Annotated in this window: 12 protein-coding genes and 1 tRNA gene; 11 read left to right on the forward strand and 2 right to left on the reverse strand. The window is 69.4% G+C overall.

Annotated features, from left to right (window positions below):
- Window positions 1-66 precede the first annotated feature (66 nt).
- The 6 genes from fabA (at window position 67) to AACG61_RS10945 (ending at window position 7,597) form a co-directional block, all read left to right on the forward strand.
- Entirely contained in the window at window positions 67-576 is a 510-nt protein-coding gene (gene fabA, locus AACG61_RS10920; RefSeq protein ID WP_411837156.1) for a bifunctional 3-hydroxydecanoyl-ACP dehydratase/trans-2-decenoyl-ACP isomerase, read from the forward strand.
- A gap of 22 nt (window positions 577-598) precedes the next feature.
- On the forward strand, window positions 599-1,828 hold the full coding sequence (gene fabB, locus AACG61_RS10925; protein WP_411837157.1) for a beta-ketoacyl-ACP synthase I: 1,230 nt from the start codon (window positions 599-601) through the stop codon (window positions 1,826-1,828).
- 15 nt (window positions 1,829-1,843) lie between these two features.
- The gene (locus AACG61_RS10930) at window positions 1,844-2,647 is read left to right on the forward strand and encodes an enoyl-ACP reductase (protein WP_411837158.1); all 804 of its coding nucleotides are present in this window, start codon (window positions 1,844-1,846) and stop codon (window positions 2,645-2,647) included.
- Window positions 2,648-2,727: 80 nt separating this feature from the next.
- Window positions 2,728-3,558: an alpha/beta fold hydrolase gene (locus AACG61_RS10935; protein ID WP_411837159.1), complete on the forward strand. Its 831-nt coding sequence runs from the start codon at window positions 2,728-2,730 to the stop codon at window positions 3,556-3,558.
- 105 nt (window positions 3,559-3,663) lie between these two features.
- The gene (locus AACG61_RS10940; protein ID WP_411837160.1) at window positions 3,664-4,203 is read left to right on the forward strand and encodes a PAS domain-containing protein; all 540 of its coding nucleotides are present in this window, start codon (window positions 3,664-3,666) and stop codon (window positions 4,201-4,203) included.
- Complete coding sequence (locus tag AACG61_RS10945) at window positions 4,196-7,597, forward strand: chemotaxis protein CheB (RefSeq protein ID WP_411837161.1); 3,402 nt, start codon at window positions 4,196-4,198, stop codon at window positions 7,595-7,597. Before AACG61_RS10940 ends, AACG61_RS10945 begins: the two co-directional genes overlap by 8 nt.
- A gap of 9 nt (window positions 7,598-7,606) precedes the next feature.
- On the opposite strand, the gene AACG61_RS10950 is transcribed toward AACG61_RS10945, so the two are convergent.
- Window positions 7,607-8,185, reverse strand: a complete 579-nt coding sequence (locus AACG61_RS10950) for a TetR/AcrR family transcriptional regulator (RefSeq protein ID WP_411837162.1) — start codon at window positions 8,183-8,185, stop codon at window positions 7,607-7,609.
- Between the two features lie 129 nt (window positions 8,186-8,314).
- Between AACG61_RS10950 and AACG61_RS10955 the strand changes: the two genes are divergently transcribed.
- The 3 genes from AACG61_RS10955 to AACG61_RS10965 are packed head-to-tail and all read left to right on the forward strand — an operon-like array spanning window position 8,315 to window position 14,076.
- Window positions 8,315-9,574 (forward strand): efflux RND transporter periplasmic adaptor subunit, encoded by a 1,260-nt coding sequence (locus tag AACG61_RS10955; RefSeq protein WP_411837163.1) that lies wholly within the window; start codon window positions 8,315-8,317, stop codon window positions 9,572-9,574.
- Between the two features lie 6 nt (window positions 9,575-9,580).
- Window positions 9,581-12,694 carry an efflux RND transporter permease subunit gene (locus AACG61_RS10960; RefSeq protein WP_411837164.1) on the forward strand — a complete coding sequence of 1,038 codons (3,114 nt, stop codon included), beginning with the start codon at window positions 9,581-9,583 and terminating at the stop codon, window positions 12,692-12,694.
- Between the two features lie 11 nt (window positions 12,695-12,705).
- Window positions 12,706-14,076, forward strand: a complete 1,371-nt coding sequence (locus AACG61_RS10965; protein ID WP_411837165.1) for an efflux transporter outer membrane subunit — start codon at window positions 12,706-12,708, stop codon at window positions 14,074-14,076.
- A gap of 75 nt (window positions 14,077-14,151) precedes the next feature.
- On the opposite strand, the gene AACG61_RS10970 is transcribed toward AACG61_RS10965, so the two are convergent.
- A tRNA-Leu gene (locus AACG61_RS10970) sits at window positions 14,152-14,238 on the reverse strand.
- A gap of 107 nt (window positions 14,239-14,345) precedes the next feature.
- On the opposite strand from AACG61_RS10970, the gene lipB reads away from it, so the two are divergent.
- The gene (gene lipB, locus AACG61_RS10975) at window positions 14,346-14,990 is read left to right on the forward strand and encodes a lipoyl(octanoyl) transferase LipB (RefSeq protein ID WP_411837166.1); all 645 of its coding nucleotides are present in this window, start codon (window positions 14,346-14,348) and stop codon (window positions 14,988-14,990) included.
- A 116-nt stretch (window positions 14,991-15,106) separates the two neighbouring features.
- Window positions 15,107-15,547 carry a c-type cytochrome gene (locus tag AACG61_RS10980; protein WP_411837167.1) on the forward strand — a complete coding sequence of 147 codons (441 nt, stop codon included), beginning with the start codon at window positions 15,107-15,109 and terminating at the stop codon, window positions 15,545-15,547.
- Window positions 15,548-15,622 lie beyond the last annotated feature (75 nt).

Consider the following 15,622-nt stretch of genomic DNA (forward strand, 5'->3'; position numbering starts at 1 on the left):
TAGACCCTGCGGCAACCTGAAAACCGACCGGCCCGCACGGGCCTTGATGACAAAGGCACGACCCGCATGGCGATGACCCAGACCAGCTTCGACCGCGACGACCTGCTTGCCTGCGCGCGCGGAGAGCTGTTCGGCCCCGGCAACGCCCAGCTGCCCGAACCGCCGATGCTGATGATGGACCGCATCACCGACATCTCGGAGGATCGCGGCGCGCACGGCAAGGGCCATGTGGTGGCCGAATTCGACATCCAGCCCGACCTGTGGTTCTTCGGCTGCCATTTCCCCGGCAACCCGATCATGCCCGGCTGCCTGGGCCTGGACGGGCTGTGGCAGCTGACCGGTTTCAACCTGGGCTGGCGCGGCTGGCAGGGGCGCGGCTATGCCTTGGGCGTGGGCGAGGTCAAGCTGACCGGCATGGTCCGCCCCGACCGCAAGATGCTGCGCTATACCGTCGACTTCACCAAGGCCGTGCAGACCCGCCGCCTGACCATGGGCGTCGCCGACGGCCGGGTCGAGGCCGACGGAGAGCTGATCTATCAGGTCAAGGACATGAAAGTGGCCCTCTCGGCCAGCTGACCCCATCCAGAAGGAGGCCCCCATGCGCCGCGTCGTCATCACCGGGCTTGGTATCGTATCCCCCATCGGCAACAATGCCGACGAGGTCACCGAAAGCCTGCGCACGGGCCGTTCGGGCATCGTCGCAGCCCCGGAATATGCGGAGCACGGGTTCCGCAGCCAAGTCCACGGCATGCCCCAGATCGTGCTGGAGGACCATATCGACAAGCGCGACCTGCGCTTCATGGGTCCGGGCGCGGCCTACAACTTCATCGCCATGGAGCAGGCGATCAAGGACAGCGGCCTGGAGGAGAGCGACGTCTCGAACCCGCGCACCGGCCTGATCATGGGATCGGGCGGGCCGTCCACGTCGAACTTCTTCCTGGCCCATCAGACCGTGATCGAGAAGGGCGCGCCCAAGCGCATGGGCCCCTTCATGGTCACGCGCTGCATGTCCTCCACGAATTCGGCCTGCCTGGCCACGCCCTTCAAGATCAAGGGTGTGAACTACTCCATCACCTCGGCCTGCGCGACCAGCGCGCATTGCATCGGCAACGGGGTCGAGCAGATCCAGATGGGCAAGCAGGACATCGTCTTCGCCGGCGGCGGCGAGGAGCTGGACTGGACGCTGTCCTGCCTGTTCGACGCGATGGGCGCGATGTCGTCGAAATACAACGACACGCCCGCGACCGCATCGCGCCCCTATGACGCGACCCGCGACGGGTTCGTGATCGCGGGCGGCGGCGGCGTCGTCGTGCTGGAGGAGCTGTCCCACGCCCTGGCGCGCGGCGCGAAGATCTATGCCGAGGTCACGGGCTACGGCGCGACCAGCGACGGCTACGACATGGTCGCTCCTTCGGGCGAGGGCGGCGAGCGGGCGATGCGCCTGGCGCTGTCCACCCTGCCCGAGGGGCGTCAGGTCAACTACATCAACGCGCACGGCACCTCGACCCCGGTGGGCGATCTGGGCGAGATCAAGGCCATCCGCCGCATCTGGGGCGAGGGTTCGACCCCGCCCGTCAGCTCGACCAAGTCGCTGACCGGGCATTCCCTGGGCGCGACGGGCGTGCATGAGGCGATCTACAGCCTGCTGATGTTGCAGAATGACTTCATCGCGGCCTCGGCGAACGTCACGACGCTGGACCCCGAGATACAACCGGGCGAGATTGCCACCAGCCGCGTCGACAACGCGGGGTTGGATTCGGTCCTGTCGAACAGCTTCGGCTTTGGCGGCACCAACGCCACCCTGCTGATGTCGCGCTATCAGGACTGAGACGAGGGACACAGCATGGGCGATCTTCTGAAGGGCAAGCGCGGGCTTGTGATGGGGGTCGCCAACGACCGCTCCATCGCATGGGGGATCGCACGGGCGCTGGCCGCCGAGGGGGCCGAGCTGGCCTTCTCCTATCAGGGCGAGGCCTTCGGCAAGCGGGTCGAGCCGCTGGCCGCCTCGGTCGGGTCGGATTTCCTGGTCGATGTGGACGTGACGAATGACGCGTCGCTGGACGCGGCCTTCGGCACGCTGGCCGACCGGTGGGGACGGCTGGACTTCCTGGTCCATGCCGTGGCCTTCTCCAACAAGGACGAACTGACCGGCCGGTTCATGAACACCAGCCGCGCCAACTTCAAGCACAGCCTGGAGATCAGCTGCTATTCGCTGATCGAGGTCGCGCGCCGCGCCCATCCGCTGATGGCGGCGAAGGACGGCTCGGGCGGCGGGTCGATCATCACCCTGACCTATGGCGGGTCGAACCGGGTCACGCCCTTCTACAACGTCATGGGCGTCGCCAAGGCCGCGCTGGAGAGCAGCGTCCGCTATCTGGCCAACGACCTGGGCCCGGACGGCATCCGCGTCAACGCGATCAGCCCCGGCCCGATGAAGACCCTGGCCGGTGCGGCCATCGGCGGGGCGCGCAAGACCTTCCGCCATACCGAGGCGAACGCCCCCCTGCGCGCCAATGCGACGCTGGACGCGATCGGCGGCACGGCCGTCTGGCTGACCTCGGACTGGGGCGCCTGCACCACCGGAGAGATCGTGATGGTCGATGGCGGCTATCACGTGCTGGGCATGCCGCAGAGCGAGAACCTCTGAGCCGGGACATGCCGCAGAGGCCGGGGGCCGTCTGCCCCCGGACCCCCGAGGATATTTCGGTGAAAAAGAAGGGCGGGGCGATGGATCATTTCACGGCGGACGACGGGGCGCGGATCGCATTCAGCGACGAGGGTGCCGGGCTGCCGGTCCTGTGCCTGGCCGGGCTGACGCGCGCCATGTCCGATTTCGACTATGTCGCGCCGCATCTCTGCGGGGTGCGGATGATCCGCATGGATTACCGCGGGCGGGGTGCGTCGGACCGGACGGGGGCCGCGACCTATACCGTCCCGCGTGAGGCGCGCGACGCGGTGGAGCTGCTGGACCATCTGGGGATCGACCGGGCGGCGGTGCTGGGCACGTCGCGCGGCGGTCTGGTCGGGCTGTTCCTGGCGGCCACGGCGCATGACCGGCTTGCCGGGCTGTGCCTGAACGACGTGGGCCCCGAGATCGAGCGCGCCGGGCTGGAGCGGATATTCGACTATGTCGGTCGCAACCCGGCCGTCCGGAGCCATGCCGCCCTGGCCGCGCGGCTGCCCGAGGTGATGCCGGGCTTCGCCGATGTCCCGGAGGGCCGGTGGCTGGAGGATGTCCGGCGGCACTACCACGAGACGCCCGAGGGGCTGCGCATCGCCTATGACCCGGCGCTGCGCGAGGCGTTCCTGGCGGCCTTCGAGGGGGCGCCGGTCGATCTATGGCCGCTGTGGCAGGCCACGGCCGGGCTGCCGGTGGCGCTGATCCGGGGCGCGAATTCGGACCTGCTGTCGGTTGCGGTCGCGGACCGGATGCAGGCCATGCGCCCCGACCTGATCCGGGCCGAGGTGCCGGGCCGCGCGCATATCCCCTGGCTGGACGAGCCCGAGGCGCTGGCCGCGATCCGCGCCTGGCTGACGGCCTGCGGCGGGGCGGCCTGACCGCGCCGGGCGGGTCGCTGTGCAAAACGTGACTTGCCCCTCGGGAACCGAATTCCTAATGTCTGCCGGAACGTCAGGTGAGCGGCCTGTCGGAACAGGATGACGATGCCCGACCACCATCTGCCCGATGCCCTGCGCAACCAGATTGCGCGGTCCCGGATCGCGATCGCCTTGGCGACCTGTGACGGGGACATGCCGCTGTGCCTGGTCAATGACGGGTTCTGCCGTATGACCGGCTATGACGCCGCCGAGGTTCAGGGCCGCAACTGCCGGTTCCTGCAGGGCCCCGACACGCCGCCCGACCAGGTCCGCGACATGGGCCTGTTCCTGGCCGACGACGCGCGCGACGAGGGCCGGTTCCCGGTCCTGAACTATGCCCGCGACGGGCGACGCTTCACCAACCTGGTCTTCATGTCCAAGCTGCGCGACGAGACGGGCCGGCTGCGCTTCGTCATCGCCTCGCAGTTCGACGTCACGGCCGCGGCGGCGGCGGGCACGCTGGCGCAGGACGACGCGACGCTTGGGCGCAACATGTCCGACCTGCGCCGCGCCGCGGGTCAGTTCGGCCTGATCATGGCCGATTCCACCGAACTGATCGCGCGCTCGATCAGCACGCTTGCAAGGATCAGCCTGCGCGATGAATGACGCCTCGCCACAGCGCCAGGGGGCGCGCCCGGACTTTGCCGTGGTCGGCATCGGCGCCTCGGCCGGGGGCCTCGAGGCCCTGCACGACCTGCTGCGCGACGCCCGCCGCGAGGATCCCGCCGCCTATGTGGTCATCCAGCACCTGGACCCGACCCATGACAGCGTGCTGGCCGAACTGCTGGACCGCCGCACCGCGCTGAGCGTGATGCAGGCGACCGACGGCACGGTGCTGCGCCCCGGCCATGTCTATACCATCCCGCCCGGCGCGCGGATGCTGATCAGCGACGGCCAGTTGCACCTGACCGATTTCGACCAGCCGCGCGGCCTGCGCCGCCCGATCGACGACTTCTTCGAGAGCCTGGCCCAGGATCGCGGCCCTGCCGCCGCCTGCGTGATCCTGTCGGGGACCGGCGCGGACGGCACCCTGGGCCTGCGCGCCGTCAAGGAGCACGGCGGCATCTGCGTCATTCAGGAGCCGCGCACGGCGCGCTACGACGGCATGCCGCTGTCGGCGGAATCGACCGGGCTGGTCGATTACGTCCTGCCGCCGGACCGCATCGTCCCGGCGATCCTGCAGTTCTTCGATTCCGGCGATCTGGACGTGGCCGAGGACCGGATGCTGGCCGATGCGCGCCATATCTGCCAGCACCTGCTGGAGCATTGCGGGCACGACTTCTCGGGCTACAAGATGTCCACGCTGGTGCGGCGCATCCGCCGCCGACTGCAGGTGCTGAACATCGCCGACAGCGGCGCCTATCTGGAGCATCTGAAGCAGCATTCCGACGAATGCGAGCTGCTGCTGAACGAGTTCCTGATCAACGTCACCCGCTTCTTCCGCGACCCCGAGCTGTTCCAGACGCTGCGCGAGCAGGCGATCCGGCCGATGGTCGCGGCCGCCGACGGCGAGGAGCTGCGGGTCTGGGTGGCGGGCTGCTCCTCCGGCGAGGAGGCCTACAGCGTCGCCATGCTGATCGACACCGAGATGCGCGCGGCGGGGCTGCGCCCGCGCTTCACGGTCTTCGCCAGCGACATCGACAAGAAGATGATCGAGATCGCCCGCGCCGGCACCTATCCCATCAGCGCCTTGGCCGACATCCCCGAGGAGATGCGGGCCGAATACACCACCCATCGCGACGCGCTGATGCAGATCACGCCGCAGCTGCGCGACCGGGTGCGGTTCTCGCTGCATTCGGTGCTGCGCGATCCGCCCTTCGCGCGGGTCGACCTGATCTCGTGCCGCAACCTGCTGATCTATCTGGACGAGGAGCTGCAGGGCCGGGTCCTGCCGCTGTTCCATTACGCGCTGCGGCCGGGCGGCTATCTGTTCTTGGGTCCATCGGAAGGCGTGCGCCGCGAGGCCGCGCATTTCACCGAACTGGATCGCCCCGCCCGCCTTTATCGCCGCGACGGCAGCCAGGCGCGGATGCCCCTTGACATGCCCTTCATGCGCGGGGACGTGGATCGCGGGGGACAGGCCGGGCGTGCGCGCTCGAAGGGCGATCAGGGCTTGGCGGACGCGGCTGTCGCCGCGCAGCGCCGGGTTCTGGACCGCTTTGCCCCCGCCTCCCTGCAGCTGTCGCGCGCCGGAGAGGTGCTGTGGTCGGCGGGCAGGCTGGGTCGGTTCCTGTCGGTCGATCCGATGGCGAGAAAGCCGGTCCTGGCCCCGTCCATCGTCCATCCGGGCCTCAAGGAGGCCGTGACGGCGGCGCTGGACAAGGTCGGCACGACCGGGCGCGCGGTGATCGTGCGCAACCTGATGGCGCGCTCCGAGATGGGCGCGCAGCCGGTGACGCTGTTCGCCGAGCCCCTGCCCGACCGCAGCGTGCTGATGGTGTTCCACGAGGCGGGCGCCCCCGCCGTCGCCGGAACCCCCGACGAGACCGATGAGCTGAGCGTCACGGAATCGCGGTCCGACCTGCTGGAGGAGCAGCTGCGCCTGACGCGGATCGAGCTGCACAGCGCGGTGGAGGAGCTGGAGACCGCGAACGAGGAGCTGAAGAGCTCCAACGAAGAGATGATGTCGATGAACGAGGAGCTTCAGTCCACGAACGAGGAGCTGAGCACCGTCAACGACGAGCTGAAGTCCAAGATCGACGACCTGACGGCCGCGAACAGCGACCTGCAGAACTTCTTCTCGGCGACCAAGATCCCGCTGCTGGTGGTCGATCGCGACGTGCGGGTGCGCAACTTCACCGGCGCGGCGCTGCAGATCTTTCCGCTGCGCAAGTCCGACCACGGCCGTCCGCTGGCCGATGTGTCGAACGTCTTCGCCAGCGATGTGCTGCTGCGCATGGCGGCCGAGGTCGCGCAGCGCGGCGAGGCGCAGACCACGGAACTGCGCGAGGCGCAGGCCGACCGCGTCTGGCGGGTCGATGCCAAGCCCTATCGCGGCGCGGACGGGCATCTGGACGGCGCCATGCTGGTCTTCGAGGACGTGACCGCCCTGCGCGACCTGCATGTCGAGGTCGAGCGCCAGGAGGAGCGGCTGAACGCCGTGCGGTCCATGGCGCGCATCGCGGTCTGGGATTACGACGCCCGGAGCCGCGTGTTGACCATCGACGACAGCTCGGACCTGCTGGGTCTGGGAGAGACCGCGCGCCTGCCGCTGCAGGCCTTCGCCGCCCTGATCGCCTCGGACGAGCGCGAGGGGCTGCTGGCCGATCTGACCGCCTGCGCCGGGGGCGAGCCGTTCCGCCGGGTGATCCGCCCGTCCGCGGACAGCCGCAGCGGTATCCTGCTGGAGACGATCGGCGCCCGGTTCGGCGACGATGCGGACGGCACGCGCGTGCTGGGCGTGATGGTCGACGTGACCGCCGCGCAGTCGGCGGCCCGGCTGCGCGAGGCGGTGATCTCGGAGATGGACCACCGGGTCAAGAACCTGTTCACGCAGATTTCGGCGATGCTGCGCATGGCCGCGCGCGAGACCGACGATGCGCAGACCGTCGTCGAGGAGGTCTGCGCCCGCATCAACGCCTTGGCCGGATCGCACGGCCTGACTACCGCCAAGGGTCCGAAATCCGAGGTCCCGCTGCGCGCGCTGATCGAGACGACGCTGGCGCCCTATGACGGCGGACGCGTCGCGTTGGAGGGGGAGGCGCTGTCCATCCCGGCCAAGCGCGTCGTGCCCATGTCGCTGATCCTGCACGAGCTGGCCACCAACGCGTTCAAGTACGGCGTGCTGGGCCCGGTCGAGGGGCGGCTGGACGTGTCCTGGCGGCAGGCCGACGGCCACACCGTCATGGACTGGGTCGAGACCTACGACACCGCCCGCCCCGAGGTCGAGACGGACGAGGGCTTCGGCTCGATCCTGCTGGAGGGGGCCGCGGCTCAGGTCAACGGCACGCTGGAGGTCGAGACCACCGGCACGACGCGACGGACCCGGCTGACCTTCTGAGGCCCCGCCTTACAGCAGCCCGCCCACGCGGCGCAGCGTGTCGCGGATCATGGGCGTGATGTCCTCCAGCGTCATGGTCTCGTCCGCGGCCCAGGTGCGGACGGCGTGGGACAGCGCGTGCGTCGCCAGTTCCGCAACCAGCATCGCCTCGACCTCGCGTTCGACACCGAGGCGGCGGACCAGCATGCCGCCGAGGGTCTGCGCGATGCTGTCCATCGAGTTGCGGAAGACCGTCATCAGTTCGGGCGTGCTGTCCCAGACCTGCTCGATCATCCGGACGACCTGACGGTCAGGCTCCTTCAGCTCCAGCATCCGCCCCAGCAGACACGCAAGATCGTCGATCAGCGGCGCGTCGGATGCGACAATCCATTCCGCCGTGCAACTGTCCGGCTGCGGCGGCGTTCCCAGCACGGCCGCCTGCTTGTTGGGGTAGTAGTTGAAGAAGGTCCGGGTGCTGATGCCCGCCTCGGCGGCGATGGAGTCGGTCGTGACGGCCGCATATCCCGATTTCAGGCTGAGCCTGAGGGCGGCAAGCTGGATGTCGCGGGCGGTCTGCTGGCGCCGCCTGTCGCGCAGGTTGCTGGTCATGTTTTGGGCAGGCTCCTCATGCACGGAAAGCAAACATTGCATACTCCGCAGAAACATGCAATCAGCATCCCGAAGCGACGCGCCGTCAGGTGCCAACCCAGGAAAAACATGATGTCAAAGCAAAGACTTATGATGGGCGCCGCCCTGGCCTCCGCGATTCTGTCGATCACGCCCGTGCTGGCGCAGGCGCCCGAGGGCATGCCGCCCAAGCAGGTCGGAGTGATGGAGGTGACGACGCAGGACGTGCCGCGCATCGTCACCCTGCCCGGCCGCGCCGTCGCCGTGAACGAGACCGCGATCCGCCCCCGCGTCGGCGGGCTGGTGACCGAGATCCTGTATCAGCCCGGCACGCAGCTGGAGGCCGGTGCGCCGATGTTCCGCATCGAGGACACCACCTATCGCGCCAACCTGGCCAGCGCCGAGGCGCAGGTCGCCTCGGCCCGCGCCCAAGTGACGCAGGCGCAGTCCGCCTTCGAGCGCACGCGCCAGCTGCTGGGCTCGGGCACGACCCAGGCCCAGGCCGAGGAGGCGCAGGCCACGCTGGACCAGGCCACCGCCGCGCTGGAATCGGCCGAGGCCGCCCGCACCCTGGCGCAGTCGGAGCTGGACTGGACACTGGTCACCAGCCCCATCGCAGGCATCGCCAGCGTCTCGGCGGCCTCGATCGGCGATCTGGTCTCGGCCGGTCAGGCCGATGCGATGGCCACCGTGACGCAGCTGGACCCGATCGAGGTGGACATGTACGAGCCCTCCTCGCGGTTTCTCAGCGTGCTGGACGACATCAACGACGGTCGCCTGCGGCTGAACGACGAACTGGCCGCGACGCTGACACTGGAGAACGGGCGCGAATACCAGGCCGTGGGCCAGCTGGTCGCGCCGGGGGTGACGGTCTCGACCTCGACCGGGTCGATCGACACGCGGTTCCGCTTCGACAACCCCGACAACCTGCTGCTGCCGGGCATGTTTCTGCGCGGTCAGGTCGATCTGGGCGTGACCTCGGCGATCCTGGTGACGCAGTCTGCCGCGGTGCGCGACAAGGTGGGCAACCTCTCGGCCTGGGTGGTCGAGGACGGCAAGGTCACCCAACGCCAGCTGACCGAGGATGGCAGCTATCGCCAGCAATGGATCGTGACCGACGGGCTTGAGGACGGCGACATGCTGGTCGTGGACGGCACGGCGGGCCTGGCCGAGGGGATGGAGGTCGTGTCGGTGCCCGTCACCGTGGACGACACCGGCGTCGTGCGCGACGCGGCCCCCGCACAGGGCGACGCGGCCCCCGCACCGGGCGACGCGGCGCAGACCGACCCCGCCGAGGCGACCCCCGCCCCCGCCGAGGCCGCGGACGCCCCCGCGACCGACGCCCCCGCCGACGCGACCGGCACGGAGTAAGCGCCGATGGCCCGTTTCTTCATTCACCGCCCGGTCTTTGCCTGGGTGATCGCCCTGATCACGATGCTGGTCGGCGCGCTCGGCCTGAACAGCCTCGCGATCGAGCAGTATCCCCAGATCGCCCCCACGACCGTCCGCGTCAGCGCGGCCTATAACGGCGCTTCGGCCGAGATCGTCGAATCCTCGGTGACGACCGTCATCGAGGACGCGATGACGGGTCTGGACGGCCTGACCTACATGACCGCGAACTCGACGCCGGGTTCGGCCTCGGTCTCGCTGACCTTCGACGACACGGTCGACCCCGAGATCGCGCAGGTACAGGTGCAGAACAAGCTGCAGCTGGTCACCTCGCAGCTGCCCGACGTGGTGCAGCAGCAGGGCGTGCAGGTCGAACGCTCGACCAGCTCGATCCTGCTGGTGGCGGCGCTGACCGCCCCCGAGGGCAGCTTCTCGACCGTCGAGCTGGGCGACCTGATCTCTCAATACATCGAGGACCCGGTCAAGCGCGTCTCGGGCGTGGGCTCGATCAACGTCTTCGGCTCGGGCTACGCGATGCGCGTCTGGATGGACCCGATGAAGATGGTCCAGTACAGCGTCACCCCCGCCGACGTGACGGCCGCGGTCGCGGCCCAGAACACCAACGTCACGGTGGGCGATCTGGGCGCGCAGCCCGCGGCCGAGGGGCAGAACCTGACCGTCTCGGTCACCGCGCAGTCGCAGCTCTCCACCGTCGAGGAATTCGAGAGCATCCTTTTGCGCGTGGACCCGGACGGCTCGACCGTCTTTCTGGGCGACGTCGCCCGGATCGAGGTCGGCCAGGAGAGTTATGGCGGCAATTCGCGCTACAACGGCAACCCGGCGGCGGCGCTGGCGGTGAACCTCGCGACCGGGGCCAACGCGGTCTCGACCGCCGAGGCCGTGCGCGCCACCATCGACGATCTGGCGGGCGTCCTGCCCGCGGGCGTCGAGGTGGTCTATCCCTACGACACCTCGCCCTTCGTCGAGAAGTCGATCAACCAGGTCTACAAGACCCTGGCCGAGGCCGTGGTGCTGGTCTTCCTGGTGATCCTGGTCTTCCTGCAGAGCTGGCGGGCGACGATCATCCCGGTCGTGGCGATCCCGGTCGTGCTTCTGGGCACCTTCGCGGTGCTGGCGGTGGCGGGCTACTCCATCAACACGCTCACGATGTTCGCGCTGGTGCTGGCCATCGGCCTTCTGGTCGACGACGCCATCGTGGTCGTCGAGAACGTCGAGCGCGTGATGGAGGAGGAGGGTCTCGACCCCGTCGCCGCGACCGAGAAGAGCATGGACGAGATCACCTCGGCGCTGGTCGGCATCGTGCTGGTCCTGTCGGCGGTGTTCCTGCCGATGGCCTTCCAGACCGGCGCGACGGGGGTGATCTATCGACAGTTCTCGATCACCATCATCACCGCGATGATCCTGTCCCTGGGCGTGGCGGTGATCCTGACCCCGGCCATGTGCGCCAGCCTGCTGCGCCCGCGCAAGCACGGCCAGGGCGGCATCGCGCCCGCGCGCTGGTTCAACCGCAACCTGGACCGCACGACGCACGGCTATGTCGGCGTGGTCACGCGGCTGGTCAAGCGGCCGCTGCGCATGCTGATCGTGCTGGTGGCCATCGGCTTCGGCGTGCTGACGCTGTTCGACCGCCTGCCCGGATCGTTCCTGCCCGACGAGGACCAGGGCGTGGCGCTGGCCATCATCCAGGGCCCCGACGGCTCGACCACCCAGCAGACGCAGGCGCTGGTCGAGAAGGTCGAGGACTATCTGCTGACGCAGGAGACCGACACGGTCGAATCCGTCTTCGCCGCGCTCGGCTTCAGCTTCGCCGGGACCGGGCAGAACAACGCCATCGTCTTCATCAAGCTGCGCGACTACGAGGAGCGCGACGGCTTCGACATCGCGTCGCTGGTGAACCGCGCGAACGGCTATTTCTTCACCACCAACCGCCAGGGCCAGATTTTTGTGCTGCAGCCCCCGGCGATCCAGGGTCTGGGCACTTCCTCGGGCTTCACCATGTATATGGTGGACCAGGCCGGACAGGGTCAGGACGCGCTGGTCCAGGCGGCCGGACAGCTGGTCGCCAAGGCGCAGGAGGGCGGACAGGTCACCAACCTGCGCGGCCTCGAGACCGCCGTCAGCCAGACCGCGCTGCGCCTCGACATCGACCAGCAGAAGGCCGCGGCCTTCGGTCTGAACATCGGCGACGTGAACGCCATGCTGTCGGTGATCTTCGCCGGGCGCGACGTGAACGACTTTGCCTTGGGCAACGACCTGCGCCCCGTGATCGTGCAGGGCGAGGCCGCCTCGCGCAGCCAGCCCGAGGACATCGAGCGCTGGTATGCCCGCAACGGCCAGGGCGAGATGGTGTCCTTCGGCGCCTTTGCGGATCAGAGCTGGCAGCAGGAGCCGCAGGCCCTGGCGCGCTTTGGCGGCACCCGCGCGCTGGAGCTGTCCGGCGCGGCCGCGCCCGGCCTCTCCTCGGGCGAGGCGATGGACGTGATGGAGGCGATGGTCGCCGAACAGGAGGGCGGCTTCGGCACCGCTTGGACGGGCCTCTCGTTCCAGGAGCGGCTGTCGGGCAACCAGGCGCCGCTGCTCTTCGCGCTGTCGGCGCTGGTGGTGTTCCTGTCGCTGGCCGCGCTCTACGAGAGCTGGTCGGTGCCGCTGGCGGTCATGCTGACCGTGCCGGTGGGCATCCTGGGGGCCTTGGCGGCGGCGCTGTTCTTCGGACAGTCGAACGACGTCTACTTCAAGGTGGGCCTGCTGACGACCATCGGCCTGGCGGCGCGCAACGCGATCCTGATCGTCGAGTTCGCCGAGGCCCAGATCAAGGAGGGCAAGTCCATGATCGAGGCCGCGCTGATCGCCTCGCGCCAGCGCCTGCGGCCGATCCTGATGACCACCTTCGCCTTCATGCTGGGCGTGCTGCCGCTGGCCATCGCCTCGGGTGCGGGTGCGGGTGCGCAGAACTCGATCGGCATCGGGGTTCTGGGCGGCATGGCCTCCTCGGCCGCGATCGGCATCTTCCTGGTGCCCGTCTTCTACGTCGCCGTGCTGAAGCTGCGGCAGATGATCTCGCGAAAGGAAAAGACCTCGTGACCCTCCCCCGCATGACCCGGGCGACGCTGTCGCTGACGGCGCTTCTGATGATCTCGGCCTGCGCGGCGGTGGGGCCCGACCCCACCGACCTGCCCGACACCCGCGTCCAGGCGACCTTCGACGAGGGCGACGCCGCCCCCGCCGGTCAGGTCGGCACGACCGCCTTCTGGTCGGGCTATCAGGACCCCACCCTGTCGCGCCTGATCGCGGACGGGCTGGGCACCAGCCTGGACATCATCAGCGCCAACGAACGCATCCGCGCGGCCGCCGCCGACCTTCAGGCGACCCAGCCCCTGGCGGCGCAGATCACCGGCGACCCCGCCACCGCATCGCGCGCGCGCACCGGCGGCGACGGCATCCCCACAGGCACCACGCGCAGCGCGAACCTGTCGGCGGGCTTCGTCTTCGACCTGTTCGGGGGCGCCCGCCGCGCCCGCGAAGGGGCGGCCGCCGCCTATGCCTCGGCCGAGGCGCAGGCCCAGGTCACGCGCCTGGCCTGGCTGGCCGAAGTCATCAGCGCCTATTCCGACGCCCGCTTCAACCAGCAGGCGTTGGCCCTGACGCGCGACACGATCGAGGCGCGGCAGGCCACGCTGCGCGTCACCCGCGAGAGCCAGGCTCTTGGCCTCGCCACCGATTTCGACATCGCCCAGACCGAGGCCCTGCTGCAGACGGCCCAGGCCGACCTGCCGAACTTCGAGGCGCAGTTCAACGCGCAGGTCTATCGCCTGTCGACGCTGCTGAACCGCCAGGCCGGGCCGCTGATGGCGCAGATGCGGGGCGGATCGGCTGCGCTGCGCATCCCGCCGGGACCCGGAACCGGGGTGCCCGCAGACCTGCTGCGCAACCGTCCCGATGTGCGCGCCGCCCAGCAGGACGTGGTGCAGGCGCTGGCCGCGGTGGGTGTGGCCACGGCCGACATGCTGCCGTCGCTGTCGCTGTCAGGCACCGTCAGCGACCAGAGCGGCGCCACGACATGGGGCTTCGGCCCGCGCATCAGCCTGCCCGTCGCCAATCAGGGCGTGCTGGCCGCGACCCGCAGCCGCCGCGTCTCCGAGGCGCGTCAGGCCGACCTGACCTGGCGCAGCCAGGTCGCGGCCGCGGTCGAGGACGTGCAGACCAGCCAGTCGAACCTGCGCCGCCTGCGCCAGCGCGTCGATGCACTGGAACAGGCCGCCGCCAGCTACGACCGCGCCTACGCGCTGGCCCGCACCAATTTCGAGGCGGGCGCCCTGCCCTTGGTCGATCTGCTGGATGCGGACCGCCAGCGTGCCGCGGCACGTCTGCAGGCGACCTCGGCCCGCAACGACGCGGCCAAGGAATGGGCCGCGCTGCAGATCGCGACCGGCGCCGGCGCCGCCGTGGCCCGGATCGCGCAATAGCCTGAAGCCCCGCGCGACCAAGCGTCGTGCGGGGACCCTTGCGGGGTCACGTCACCGATCTGAAAAGGGGGGTGATGGTGCGGCCGAGAAGACTCGAACTTCCACTCCGGTTAAAGAACAGCGACCTCAACGCTGCGCGTCTACCAATTCCGCCACGGCCGCATCCGGGCAGTGCGCGGGTGATAGCCCAGCCCGAAACCAAAGAAAAGCGCTTTCTTGTCCCGCCGATCCCGGTTGACGCAGACCGGCGGGCGGGCCACATCCCTGCCATGACCGACTGGATCATCACCCCCGGCCTGACCGACCACGCCGACGCCGTCGCCCGCATGGAGGCGCGCGTCGCCGCGATCCATGCCGGCACCGCCGACGAGGCCGTCTGGCTGGTGGAACACCCGCCCATCTACACCGCCGGGACCAGCGCCCGGCCCGAGGATCTGCTGTCGCCGCGCTTTCCGGTCCATGCGACGGGACGCGGCGGGCAGTACACCTATCACGGGCCGGGCCAGCGAATCGCCTATGTGATGCTGGACCTGAACCGGCGCGGCCGCGACGTGCGCGCCTTTGTCGGGCAGCTGGAGGCCTGGGTCATCGACGCGCTGGCCGATTTCGGCGTCACCGGCGTCGTGCGCCCTGGCCGCGTGGGGGTCTGGGTGCCGCGCCCGGACAAGCCCGCGCTGTTCGACGGCACCATGCGCGAGGACAAGATCGCCGCGATCGGCGTCAAGCTGCGCCGGTGGGTCAGCTTCCACGGCATCTCGATCAACCTCGACCCCGACCTGACCCATTACGACGGCATCGTGCCCTGCGGCATCATCGGCCACGGGGTGACGTCGCTGGTCGATCTGGGCCTTCCCGTGACCATGGCCGATCTGGATGTCGCGCTGCGCCAGGGGTTCGATCGCCGCTTCGGCTGAGGCGGCGCGGCAACAGGGCGGAATGCGACCTTTCGGGGTCTTTCCTTTCCCGGACCGATCCATCAGGCTGCCCGTCGGGAGACCACGGCCCTTCGGGGCGGAGCGAGGAACGACGCATGAGATCAGCCTTTGTCGGCGCCCTTCTGGGCGCGACCCTAGCCATACCCGCCGCAGCCCAGGAGGCGGGCGACCCCGCCGCGGGCGAAAGCGAATTCCGCAAATGCCGGGCCTGCCACATGATCCAGGACGGCAGCGGCGCAGACATCGTCAAGGGCGGCGCCACCGGCCCCAACCTGTGGAACATCGTCGGCTCGCCGATCGCCCACATGGAGGGCTACAACTACGGTGACGGCCTGCTGGCCGCCAAGGCCGCCAATCCCGATCTGGTCTGGACCGAGGAGGAGCTGATCGCCTATGTCACCGACCCCACGGCCTGGGTCCGCGAGAAGTCGGGCGACGACAGCGTGCGCAGCAAGATGACCTTCAAGCTGGCCCGCAACCAGGCCGATCTGGCGGCCTATCTGACCACCGTCTCGCCGGACACACCGGCCGAGTGATCGCACGGCGATCGCGCCGATCAGGGCCCCGGCCGGACGCGACCGTCCGGCCGGGGTCTTTGCGTCCGGGATCAC

The organism is Paracoccus sp. ME4 (assembly GCF_046736325.1).
Taxonomy (GTDB): Bacteria; Pseudomonadota; Alphaproteobacteria; order Rhodobacterales; family Rhodobacteraceae; genus Paracoccus.